Genomic DNA, 12,397 nt, shown 5'->3' with positions numbered 1-12,397 from the left:
CTTAGAAGTCTTTATACACAGGGAATTGTTTGCAAAGCTCGCTAACTTTGGCGCGAACTTCTGCTTCAACGTCTGCGTTATTGTCTTCACCATTGGCAGCAAGGCCGTCTAGAACGTCAGAGATCAAATTACCGATCAACTTGAATTCTTCTTCCTTAAAGCCACGTGTTGTGCCAGCGGGTGTACCAAGGCGAACACCGGATGTTACCATTGGTTTTTCAGGGTCAAACGGGATGCCGTTTTTGTTACAGGTGATGCCTGCACGTTCCAATGCCGCATCTGCCATTTTACCTGTTACCCCTTTAGGGCGGAGGTCAACCAGCATGAGGTGCGTGTCCGTACCACCTGTCACAATGTCACAGCCGCGCTCAACCAAAACAGCAGCCAATGCTTTGGCATTTGCCACAACTTGTGCGGCATAGTCTTTAAATTCTGGGCGAAGCGCTTCACCAAATGCAACAGCTTTTGCCGCAATCACATGCATGAGTGGACCACCTTGCAAGCCCGGGAAGACAGCAGAGTTGATCTTTTTGCCCAGATCAAGATTGTTGGACAGGATCATACCGCCGCGTGGACCGCGCAGTGTTTTGTGTGTTGTTGTTGTTACAACATCCGCATATGGCAGTGGGCTTGGGTGCTGACCACCAGCCACAAGACCGGCAAAGTGAGCCATATCAACCATCAAGAGGGCGCCGACTTTATCAGCAATTTCACGAAAACGCTTGAAGTCGATTTGACGTGGAATGGCAGAACCACCCGCGATGATAAGCTTTGGGTTGTTTTCAACAGCCATAGCTTCAACTTCATCATAATCGATGTCTTGGGTTTCACGAGACACGTCATATTGAACAGCGTTAAACCATTTACCAGACTGTGCAGGTGGGGCACCGTGTGTAAGGTGACCACCAGAAGCCAGTGTCATGCCCATGATGGTGTCACCGGGCTGGAGCAAAGCCATAAAGACTGCACCGTTGGCTTGTGCGCCAGAGTGTGGCTGAACGTTGATATATTGGCAGTCAAACAGCTCTTTTGCGCGATCGATCGCTAATTGTTCAGAAACATCAACATACTCACAACCACCGTAGTAACGACGGTTTGGGTAGCCTTCGGCGTATTTGTTGGTCAAAACCGTACCTTGAGCTTCAATCACAGCGCGCGATACGATGTTTTCAGAAGCGATCAGTTCGATCTGGTCTTGCTGACGGCCGAGTTCTTCACGGGTAGAAGCATAAACCTCTGGATCGGAGTCTGCCAAAGTAGCAGTAAAGAAATTTTCAAAAGACATTTATGTGAGCCTTTCCAGTTAAGAGGAGAAAAAAGAAAATGCTTTTAAGAGCTATGCTTCAAAGCGGTGGATTAGACAGTTTTTCGACACGACGAGCGTGACGACCGCCTTCAAATTCTGTAGTGAGGAAAACATCAAGGCAATCAAGGGCGGTGGCTTCACCGATCATACGATCCCCAAAAGCAATGACGTTTGCATCGTTATGTTCGCGACACATGCGCGCCCCCAATGCATCATGGATTAAAGCACAACGCACCTCGCTAAAACGGTTAACCGCAATGGAAATGCCAATGCCAGAACCACAAACAACAACTCCGCGATCAGCTTGACCGTCTTTAATGGCTTGAGCCAATTTATAGGCGTAATCAGGGTAATCAACGGAATCTGAACCTTCACACCCCAGATCGAGAACTTCAAAACCTTTTGTTTTAAGGTCTTCAATAAGGGTTGATTTAAGCCCGAAACCGCCGTGATCACAGGCGATTGCAATTTTTTGAGACGCCATAATCGATGATCCTCATCAATGGTCAATGTTGGCGATTATGTAGCACAGCCAAAGGCGAAGATACAATGAAAAAGCCACGTAAACTTATTGGAGTTAAGGGATTACTTTTACGCAATCCAGCCATTGGTTTTTTGTTGGGCCTGTTCGCGTTTTTTTCTGATCTTATATTCGAGCTTTTGTTTGGCGTTTTTTTTCACAAAAGCTTCTCCCATAGAGCGAAGCCCCGTTGCAATGGCTTCTATACCGCTGTCGGGATCAATCGCATGGACACGAATGTATTTTCCATACAAACGCGTTTCATAGAAAACTTGGCGTAAATGTACCTGTTGGGACATGATGTAGGGTCTTAAAATTAAAATTATTCCTACTGCTAATGTAATAGCTATTTTGCGTAAGTCAATTTACAGCCGCAGATGTTTGTGGAGATATTGGAACTGCTGCTGTGGGTTGGCCCTTTGAAACGGGCAGATTATCTGAGAGTTCTCTATAGAAAAAGGTCATATGTTTATAGAGATCGTTGGTGCATTCTTGAGCTTGTCTCAGGTTATAGACCAGTTTGCGCATTTCGTTGCAGATATCACATGTGACACTAAAGCTGCTGCGCAAGGCACAGTTATAGATTTCCCCTAAGGCCTGATCAATGCAATCAAGCAGGTAGTTAAAATCAAATTCGGCTTGGGTTTTTGGTGACATTTTATCCAACAGCCATGAAAGCTGTACAAGGTGGCGTTCCATCTTCATGGAATTCAGCTCTGAAATACTGTCAAAGATTGAAGGTTCCAGCTCTTTTTGGTCAGCTTGCTTAAGTACTTTTGCTGCAAGGGTGTTGGGGGCCGTAATGGCGGGTGCAGGTGCAGCGCCATCTTTTTTAAGGTGAGTACGATCAGGCCCAGCATAATCATAAGTGACAACGAACTGGCGATCACTTCTGCAAAGGTCACGAAATGTCTTGATGATGCTTTCTACTGAAATTGGTTTTTCCAAAACAAGATCACACCCGCCGTTAAGAAAAGATCGGTTTGCTTGCGGGCTTTTGTTATTGGTCATGACCAAAATGGAAAGAAACGGGTTTTTACAATTCACGCCATGGCGGATTTTTTGTGTGAGTTCACAAATCTCATTTAAGCCAAATGAGGCATCAAGCACAAGAATGTCATAATGTTTGCGCTGTAGCTCCTGCTCAGCCTTATACATGTTGCTCACATCATAAATTTCACCAAATCCCACACCTTGCAGGCCACCTCTTAAGCTATTTCGTTTTTGCGGGTTTGGATCAGCAAGAAGGAAATTTACATTTCAAAGGAAGGTCGTGTGGTTTTAGGGGGCGTATTTAAGCGCTTAACTGTTTTTGTCTGGTTGGAGTTGATCTTTTCAAACAGGCCAGCGGTTTGGTCTGATGTATGGCGCACGCGTGTGATGACCATTTTGATCAATGAATAGAGAAAGGGGTCTGTGTCTTTCAGCCTGTCATTAAAGGACTCTTTATCGACCATGATGGCTTCAACAGGTTCATGAACGACCACACTGGCAGAACGGGGTAGATCATTGATAATCGCCATTTCACCAACCACACCCCCCTCTTCAACTAAAGCAAGGGGTACTTGTGTGCCGTTGGGCCCTCTTTTATATATCTTCACACTGCCTGTTTGAATGATATAGGCAAAATCAGCAGGCTCACCTTCTTTGAATAAGATTGTATTTGCAGAGAACTTTGTTCGTTTAAATTCGTTCACACCCATTTTAGCCCTCACCGCCCAATTACGTTACCCCATTTTGGCTTTTTGCCTTTTATCCTGTTTATTCAATTAATTATGTGCCTTTTTGAGATGTTTCAATAGACCCATTTGGGTGAGGTGGGCTGCAAAAAATTTCAAGTCATTGATTTAAAATGAAAGTTTTTCATTTTTATTTTTTTTGTCGCATTTGAAAGATGAAAAGCTTTTTAAAATCAATACCTTTGTATGTATTTACCTATCTATATGAACTAAGTAAAAAGCCCTACCGGAGCAACCGATAGGGCTTTTTAAGAGATGTCTTAAGGTCTGTAAGTGACTTACATGTTACGACGATATTTTCCGCCAACTTCAAAGAGCGTGTCCGAAATTTGCCCCATAGAGCAATAACGAACAGCTTCCATGAGAACTTCAAACATATTGCCGCCAGAACGCGCTGTGTCTTTGAGCTTGTTCAAGGCTTCTTCACCTTTTGCACGGTTGCTGTCTTGGAAGTTCTTAACGCGGCTGATTTGGCTTTCTTTCTCATCCGTTGTTGAACGGGCCAGATCAGGTGTTACAGGCTCATCGCCTTTCGGGTTCAAGAATGTGTTCACACCGATGATCGGTAGAGAGCCATCGTGCTTTTTCATTTCATAGTACAATGATTCATCTTGGATTTTGCCACGTTGGAAACCTGTTTCCATGGCCCCAAGAACACCACCGCGCTCAGAAATACGTTCAAACTCTCTTAGAACGGCTTCTTCAACAAGGTCAGTGAGCTCTTCGATGATGAAGGCCCCTTGGTTCGGGTTCTCGTTTTTCGCAAGACCGAATTCCTGATTGATGATCATCTGAATAGCCAAGGCACGACGCACGGACTCTTCAGTCGGTGTTGTAAAGGCTTCGTCATAGGCGTTTGTATGCAAGCTGTTACAGTTGTCATAAGTTGCCAGCAAAGCTTGAAGCGTTGTGCGGATATCGTTGAAATCCATTTCTTGGGCATGGAGTGAACGACCAGATGTTTGAATGTGGTATTTCAGTTTCTGTGAACGCTCATTTGCACCGTATTTAAAGCGCATAGCTGTTGACCAGATACGACGTGCCACACGGCCCAGAACCGTATATTCAGGGTCCATACCGTTTGAGAAGAAGTAGGACAGGTTCGGGGCAAAATCATCAATGTGCATGCCACGCGCCAAATAGCTTTCTGCATAGGTAAAGCCGTTAGACAGTGTGAAGGCCAATTGTGAGATTGGGTTCGCGCCTGCTTCTGCAATATGGTAGCCGGAAATGGATACCGAATAGAAGTTGCGTACATCGTGATCAACGAAATACTGTTGGATATCGCCCATCATTTTCAAGGCAAATTCAGTGGAGAAAATACAAGTGTTTTGACCTTGATCTTCTTTTAAGATATCGGCTTGAACGGTACCGCGTGTATTTGCCAAGGCCCATGCTTTGATCTTTTCGATCTCTTCATCGGTAGGCACGCGACCATTATCTTTCTCAAACTTTTCGATTTGCTGATCAATCGCTGTGTTTAAGAACATCGCCAAAATCATCGGTGCCGGACCGTTAATGGTCATGGAAACAGATGTTGAGGGTGCGGTTAGATCAAAGCCATCATACAGCACTTTCATGTCATCCAGTGAGGCAACAGACACACCGGAGTTACCGATTTTACCATAGATGTCAGGGCGGTGATCCGGGTCCTGACCGTATAATGTTACGGAGTCAAATGCAGTAGAAAGTCTTTTTGCATCAGAGTGTTGTGATAGGTACTTAAAGCGTTTGTTTGTACGGAAAGGATCGCCCTCGCCTGCAAACATACGTGTTGGGTCTTCGCCTTCACGTTTAAAGGCAAATACACCAGCTGTATAAGGGAAGCTGCCCGGCACGTTTTCTTTAAGAAGCCATTTCAGGATTTCACCTTCGTCTTCAAACTGAGGCAAAGATACTTTTGGCACCTTCAGTCCACACATGGTTTCATACTTCAAACCTGTGCGAATTTCCTTGTCGCGAATTTTCACAACATATTCATCGCCAGAATAGTTTTCTTTAACCGTTGGCCAGATTTCCAACAGCTTGTGGCAACGACCATCAAGGTTTTGATCACGGTCTTTGATCAGTTTCTTGATCGACTTTTTACCCTTCTCGCCGGCATCTTCAAGCATGCGCTGTGTTTCGCGCAGCTGTTGACGCTCACGTGCGATTTTAGACTGTTGGGCAATATCTTTATGATAGCCACGCACCGTATCGGCAATATCAGCCAAATAACGACGACGATCCGGTGGAACAATTGCCGTTTTGGGGGAGGAATGACGAATGCCGGGAGACTCTTTTAAAACAGTCTTGAGTGAACCAAGCTTCTTTTTGCCCATAAGGGTGACAAGCTCGTAATAAAGCGCTGTGACACCTTCATCATTAAAGCGAGAGGCAATAGAGCCAATAACAGGCATATCTTCTGGCTTGGCGTGGAATTCTTCACGGTTGCGCATAACTTGTTTGGCAACATCACGAAGGGCATCTTTTGCGCCTTTGCGATCAAACTTGTTAATGGCGACCAATTCAGCAAAATCAAGCATGTCGATTTTTTCAAGCTGAGAGGCAGCACCAAATTCAGGTGTCATCACATACATGGGGAAGTCAACGTAAGGAACGATACCCGCATCACCTTGACCAATGCCCGGTGTTTCAACAATCACAAGATCAAAGCCCGCCAATTTACAAGCGCTGATCATTGAGGTCATGCTTGGCGGGACTTCTGATTTATTGTCACGTGTGGCAACAGAACGAACATAGATATTATCTACATTGTTGGCGTTCATGCGGATACGGTCACCCAAAAGTGCGCCACCTGTTTTGCGACGTGTGGGGTCAATGGCGATCACGGCGATACGTGGCTCGTTTGAATACATGCGAAAGCGACGGATCAATTCATCTGTGAGTGATGATTTACCCGCACCACCTGTACCTGTGATGCCGAGAACCGGGATTTTAGTGCCGATTTTCTCGCCACCTTCATCAATTTGCTTTTTCAGCTTGGCGTCCAATAGATCATTTTCAAGCGCTGTTAAGATACGCGCGAGATCATTGGTGTCGCCTTTTTTCAGCTTCGCAAGGCTTTTCGGGCTGGCGATATCTTTAACAGGAGAATAGTCAGCACGTTTAACCATATCCAAGATCATGCCTTCAAGGCCGAGTTTGCGACCATCTTCAGGAGAATAGATCTTCTCAACACCGTGGCTCATCAAATCTTGGATCTCGTCAGTGACGATTACACCGCCACCGCCGCCAAAGACTTTAATATGGCCTGCGCCACGTTCTTTGAGCAGGTCGATCATATATTTGAAATATTCAACGTGACCACCTTGATAAGAGCTTACGGCAATGCCTTGTGCATCTTCTTCAATAGCAGCTGTTACAATCTCATCAACAGAACGGTTGTGACCAAGGTGGATCACCTCAGCACCGCTGGATTGAAGAATACGGCGCATGATGTTGATTGATGCGTCGTGACCGTCAAAAAGACTAGCGGCCGTTACAAAACGAACCGGGTTCTTGAGTTTATGAGCCTTTTTCTTAGTGCTACCGTCTGGCATATGATCCTCCCAAAGTGCTGATTAAATAATTCGGTATTGAAATGCCGATTTATTTGTTTTCAAAACGCCCTAACCCAATAATGGGAGGACGTTACAAAAAGCCAAGCCAAAAATGCAAATCAATTAATATTCATTAATGACGTTTACGTAAACGTAAAGCAAAAGGTTTAAAAGGTAAAGCGTCAAATTGTAAATAATTTCAAGGCTAACCATTGCACTTTGTAGCAAGACAAGAAACCCTGCCCTTTATATATAGGTAAAAATAGATTCATGAGTATGTTATCAAAGACTTTTAATAACAGTTTTAATATGTTGTAAGAGTTCAGGGGATATACATTTATTTTACGTATGAAGAATAAACCGTCTTGACGCAACAGTGCTTAGGTGGTCTCTTAGCAACAATTTTAAACTCTTATATAACTAGGAAAGCTTTCATGTCTGATAAGAAACTTCATCCTGAAACACTGGCACTCCATGCTGGTTATCGCAACGACGAAACGGCAAAATCTGTTGCTGTGCCTATCCATCAAACGACTTCTTATCAGTTTGATAGTGCTGAACATGCGGCAAACCTGTTTGCGCTCAAAGAGTTCGGAAACATCTACACACGTATCATGAACCCGACAACTGATGTGTTGGAACAGCGCCTTGCTGCCCTTGAAGGTGGTGTGGCTGCCCTTGGTGTGGCATCTGGTCAGGCTGCGGCAACATTTGCTATTTTAAACCTGTGCCAAGCAGGTGACAACTTTGTGACGTCCACTGACCTTTATGGCGGGACATGGAACCTGTTTGCAAATACGTTTAAGCAAATGGGCATTGAAGCACGTTTTGTTGATCCGGCTGATCCTGAAACTTTCCGTGCAGCAACAGATGATAAAACACGTTGTTATTTTGCAGAAACTCTGCCGAATCCTAAACTGAATGTTTTCCCAATTAAAGAAGTGGCTGATATCGGTCGTGAGTTGGGTGTGCCATTAATCGTGGATAACACGGCAGCACCGCTGATCTGTCGTCCATTTGATCATGGTGCGGCTGTGGTGATGTATTCCACAACCAAATATATCGGTGGTCACGGTACGTCTATTGGCGGTGTGATCATTGATGGTGGTAATTTTGATTGGGAAGCTGGCGGTGATCGCTTCCCAACCCTGAACCAGCCTGATCCAAGCTATCACGGTGCGGTCTGGACAGAAGCGGTTAAGCCCCTTGGTCCGATTGCTTATATCATTCGTGCACGTGTAACTCTCTTGCGTGATATTGGCGCGGCTGAAAGCCCGTTTAATGCATGGCAGACAATTCAAGGTTTGGAAACTTTGCCACTGCGTATGCGCCAACATTGTGAGAATGCCGATAAGGTTGTTCAATTCCTGCAAAACCATCCAAAAGTCTCCAACGTGATCCACCCTTCTATTCAAGACGGTGAAGCAAAGCGTCGTGCAGATGCCTATCTTGATGGCGGTTATGGCTCACTTGTGGGTTTTGAACTTAAAGACGGTCTGGATGCAGGTCGCAGCTTTATCGATTCACTTGAACTACTTTATCATGTGGCGAACATTGGTGATGCGCGCTCTCTTGCCATTCACCCTGCAAGCACAACACACTCTCAAATGAGTGAAGAAGAACAGGCCAAAGCGGGTGTCACACCGGGTTATGTGCGCTTATCTATTGGTATTGAACATGCTGATGATATTATTGCTGATATCGAACAGGCATTGGGTAAAGCGTAATCTTTATTGCACTTTTGCCATAATTTAAGCATAAACGCCGGGCTATATATGGTCCGGCGTTTTCGTTTCTTGGGGGTATCTGTCTTGTCTCGTCCGCATTTTTTAACAAATGAAGCTTTTCCACGCACGCGCATGCGCCGCAATCGCCAACATGAATGGTCGCGCCGTTTAGTCAGTGAAAACAGCTTAACTGTTGATGATTTCGTTTGGCCGATCTTTGTGCTTGAAGGCGAAAACCGCCGCGAAGCTGTGGCTTCCATGCCCGGTGTGGAACGTTTGTCAGTGGACCTTTTAGTCGGTGCGGTTGGCGAAGCTTATGAGCTGGGCATTCCTGCCATTGAAATCTTTCCCTACACCGATGAAAGCTTAAAGACACCTGATGCCAAAGAAGCGCTAAACCCGGATAATCTTGTTTGTCGTGCCGTGCGCGCCATTAAAGAGAAATATCCAGACATGGGTGTCTATACCGACATTGCGCTTGACCCTTATAACAGTGATGGTCATGACGGTCTGGTAAAAGAGGGTCGTGTGCTTAATGATGCAACGCTGGAAGTTTTATGTAAGCAAGCCATCGTTCAGGCCCAGGCCGGATGTGATGTGGTTGCCCCTTCTGATATGATGGATGGGCGCATGGGCGCTATTCGTGATGCCTTGGATGGTGCAGGTTTTCATAATGTGCAGATGATGTCTTATGCGGCGAAATATGCCTCTGCTTTTTATGGCCCGTTTCGCGATGCTGTGGGCTCGGCAGGTTCCCTTGGAAAAGGTGATAAGAAAACCTATCAGATGGATCCGGCCAATAGTGATGAAGCTTTGCGCGAAACTGCCCTTGATATTGCAGAAGGTTCAGACATGGTGATGGTCAAGCCGGGCATGCCCTACCTTGATATCGTACATCGCTTAAAAGAAAGCTTTGGCATGCCCGTATCGGTTTATCATGTGAGTGGTGAGTATGCCATGTTGAAGGCGGCTGTTCAAAATGGCTGGCTGGACAATGACCACGCCGTTCTTGAAAGTCTGTTATGTTTTAAACGCGCCGGTGCTGATGTGATTTTCACCTATTGCGCGGTTGAGGCAGCAAAATTGCTGGCAAAATAACGCATCGTCACATAGAGAATAAAAAAACGCCGTATCAATCAAATGATACGGCGTTTTTTAATAGCTTGGCTTAACTGATTAGACAGCAGCTTTTGCAACTTTTTGATCGCCTGTTTGGATATCGAGCATACGATCAACATCCAGAACAACCATCAATTGACCATCAAGGCGGTAAACGCCTGAGGCAAACTCGCGCCAGATTGGGTCGAGTGTCGATGGGTTGCGCTCATAATTCTTTTCATCAAGGCTGAGAACTTCACCAACTGTATCTACAAGCAGGCTGTATAGCTCGTTGATATGTTCAACGGTTACGCCCATGCTCTGACCTTCGTCGTCACGCTTTGGCAGACCAAGGCGAACGCGCACGTCAATTACGGTAACGATACGACCGCGAAGGTTGATGGAACCCGCAACTTCTTTTGGTGCCAGCGGGATGAAGGCAATATGGTCCGGCATCAAAATGTCCTGAACTTTCAGAACGGGAATACCAAACAATTGATCAGCGATTTTGAAAGTCACGTAATCTTCTAAACCGTCCCCTTTGATGAGGTCTGTAGATTGCGCGTCATTTGTTGTCACGAGCTGATTCATTTTTTAACTCCGGCCATTAGCATTTCGGCTTGTCATTTGGGAATTTACTCATAAGTTTATCCCCCCTGATTTGATTTCACACCAAATCTACACAAAATATACCTCTGAGTTAAGCCAAATTGTTGTTTTATTCTACTTATTTTTATAATTACCCGGCAAGCCAGCGTTTTACAAGCCCGATTTGGCTTTCATCCATCAACGTTGGGGCGTGTCCAACCTTGGGGATTTCAACCAGCTCGGCATCGGGGCCGCGTTTTAACATTTCTTGGGCCGTTTCAGCAGTTAAAAGGTCAGAATCCTCACCACGTAGAATCAGCACAGGGCATTGAATGGCTTCCCATATGGGCCAGAGGTCCACATCAACGGGCTCAGCCTCTTTAAAAGGTTCCCCAATCGCGGGGTCATAATGAAAGCCATATTGACCATCTTCACATTTTTTTGCGCTATGTTCCGCCAGATGTTTCCATTGCTCATCACTCAGCTCACCAAAGGGCGCGTGAATAAGGCGGATATGTTGTTCCAATGCCTCAAGGCTCGGAAATTTAGGGTCCATGCCCAGATAATCCCCAATACGAGCTAAGGATTCTTTGGGAATAAAAGGCCCCACATCATTCACAATCAGGCGTTGAATGGGCGAATTGGGCTGGATCGCCAGCATCATGCCGATGATGCCGCCCATGGAAGTGCCAATCCAATCAACTTTTTCATCGCCGATCTTTGCCAGCAGGGTTGCCATGTCACTCACATAAAGAGGAAAGCCATAATCAGCTGGGTTCAGCAACCAATCACTATATCCCCTGCCCGCTATATCTGGGCAAATAACCTGATGGGTCTCGGTTAAGGATTGAGCGAGCTCATCAAAATCACGTCCGTTGCGGGTTAAGCCATGGGCGCAGATGGCTGTGCGTCCACTTTCAGGAAAGCCCCATTGGGTATAGGCAATACGATGAAAACCATGGGGGCCGAGACTTAGAAAACTTTTCTGCTGCATGAGTGCGCATCCCTTTATTCAAAAAATTTGCCTTATCTTGCAAAGTTGGTAGTTTGTTCGTCAAACAGTTTATTTTTTAAAAGTGAGAAAAATAAGAATGAGCGAGCCTATTTTGCTGCAACGTGATGGCACAATCGCCACCGTAACGATCAATAATCCTGAAAAACGCAATGCCTTGACCAAGCCCGCTTGGCAAAAGCTTGGCGATGTAATGGAAGAACTTTCAGCCGATAATGATCTGCGCTGTATCATCTTGCGCGGTGCGGGCGATGAGGCCTTTGCCGCAGGTGCTGATATTGGGGAATTTCCTGAAGAACGCTCAAGTGCTGCCCAAGCCAAAGCATATGGCGAGATTGTGACGCGCACGGTAAAGGCTATTGAAGAATGTCGCCATCCAACACTTGCCATGATCAAAGGGGCTTGTACTGGTGGCGGGCTGGAAATTGCATGTGCGTGTGATATGCGCATCGCTGGGGAAAGTTCTCGTTTTGGTGTGCCGATCAACCGTTTGGGCCACACATTGGCTTATCCTGAACTGGATGCCATCTTGCGCCTTGTCAGCCCGGCTGTGATGTTAGAGCTTTTGCTGGAAGGCCGTGTGGTTGATGCGGACTATGCCCTGCGTGTGGGCATGATCAACCGTATTGTAGAAGATTGGGAAGTTGAAGAAGAAGCCAAGCTTTGCGCAGAACGTATTGCCAAAGGTGCCCCACTGGCAGCGCGCCTGCATAAAAAGATGGTCTCACGCTTAAAACAGCCCTCTCCTTTAACGCAAGAAGAGCTAGATGAAGCTTTCTCGACCTGTGATTCAGAAGATTACCAAAATGGCTATCGCGCCTTTATGGAAAAGAAGAAGCCGATCTTTAAGGCCAAGTAAGCGCTT

10 protein-coding genes and 1 pseudogene are annotated in these 12,397 nt (G+C 45.8%); 3 read left to right on the top strand and 8 right to left on the bottom strand.

Going from position 1 to position 12,397, the window contains the following annotated elements:
• Nucleotide 1 precedes the first annotated feature (1 nt).
• From glyA to icmF, 6 genes and pseudogenes are all read right to left on the bottom strand, one after another.
• A complete protein-coding gene (gene glyA, locus MTBPR1_RS01835) occupies nt 2-1,285 on the bottom strand; it encodes a serine hydroxymethyltransferase (RefSeq protein WP_069185831.1) in 1,284 nt (427 codons plus the stop codon).
• Between the two features lie 58 nt (nt 1,286-1,343).
• Nucleotides 1,344-1,790 carry a ribose 5-phosphate isomerase B gene (gene rpiB / locus MTBPR1_RS01830; protein ID WP_069185830.1) on the bottom strand — a complete coding sequence of 149 codons (447 nt, stop codon included), beginning with the start codon at nt 1,788-1,790 and terminating at the stop codon, nt 1,344-1,346.
• 107 nt (nt 1,791-1,897) lie between these two features.
• Complete coding sequence (locus MTBPR1_RS01825) at nt 1,898-2,125, bottom strand: DUF6898 family protein (RefSeq protein ID WP_069185829.1); 228 nt, start codon at nt 2,123-2,125, stop codon at nt 1,898-1,900.
• A gap of 61 nt (nt 2,126-2,186) precedes the next feature.
• Nucleotides 2,187-3,062 (bottom strand): annotated as a pseudogene (locus tag MTBPR1_RS01820) (hypothetical protein); the annotation flags it as partial.
• A 17-nt stretch (nt 3,063-3,079) separates the two neighbouring features.
• Nucleotides 3,080-3,529: a Crp/Fnr family transcriptional regulator gene (locus MTBPR1_RS01815; protein WP_069185827.1), complete on the bottom strand. Its 450-nt coding sequence runs from the start codon at nt 3,527-3,529 to the stop codon at nt 3,080-3,082.
• 314 nt (nt 3,530-3,843) lie between these two features.
• Entirely contained in the window at nt 3,844-7,107 is a 3,264-nt protein-coding gene (gene icmF, locus MTBPR1_RS01810) for a fused isobutyryl-CoA mutase/GTPase IcmF (RefSeq protein ID WP_069185826.1), read from the bottom strand.
• Between the two features lie 434 nt (nt 7,108-7,541).
• On the opposite strand from icmF, the gene MTBPR1_RS01805 reads away from it, so the two are divergent.
• The gene (locus tag MTBPR1_RS01805) at nt 7,542-8,834 is read left to right on the top strand and encodes an O-acetylhomoserine aminocarboxypropyltransferase/cysteine synthase family protein (protein ID WP_069185825.1); all 1,293 of its coding nucleotides are present in this window, start codon (nt 7,542-7,544) and stop codon (nt 8,832-8,834) included.
• 84 nt (nt 8,835-8,918) lie between these two features.
• Nucleotides 8,919-9,932, top strand: coding sequence for a porphobilinogen synthase (hemB, locus tag MTBPR1_RS01800; protein ID WP_276204524.1), 1,014 nt, complete (start codon nt 8,919-8,921; stop codon nt 9,930-9,932).
• Nucleotides 9,933-10,010: 78 nt separating this feature from the next.
• Here hemB and MTBPR1_RS01795 read toward each other — a convergent pair whose 3' ends face one another.
• A complete protein-coding gene (locus MTBPR1_RS01795; RefSeq protein ID WP_069185823.1) occupies nt 10,011-10,523 on the bottom strand; it encodes a chemotaxis protein CheW in 513 nt (170 codons plus the stop codon).
• A gap of 148 nt (nt 10,524-10,671) precedes the next feature.
• A complete protein-coding gene (locus MTBPR1_RS01790) occupies nt 10,672-11,514 on the bottom strand; it encodes an alpha/beta fold hydrolase (protein WP_069185822.1) in 843 nt (280 codons plus the stop codon).
• A 97-nt stretch (nt 11,515-11,611) separates the two neighbouring features.
• On the opposite strand from MTBPR1_RS01790, the gene MTBPR1_RS01785 reads away from it, so the two are divergent.
• Nucleotides 11,612-12,391, top strand: a complete 780-nt coding sequence (locus tag MTBPR1_RS01785; RefSeq protein WP_069185821.1) for an enoyl-CoA hydratase-related protein — start codon at nt 11,612-11,614, stop codon at nt 12,389-12,391.
• The last annotated feature ends 6 nt before the right edge of the window (nt 12,392-12,397 follow it).

This window comes from Candidatus Terasakiella magnetica (genome assembly GCF_900093605.1).
GTDB lineage: Bacteria > Pseudomonadota > Alphaproteobacteria > Rhodospirillales > Terasakiellaceae > Terasakiella > Terasakiella magnetica.
This window is presented reverse-complemented; position numbering and strand designations above follow the sequence as displayed.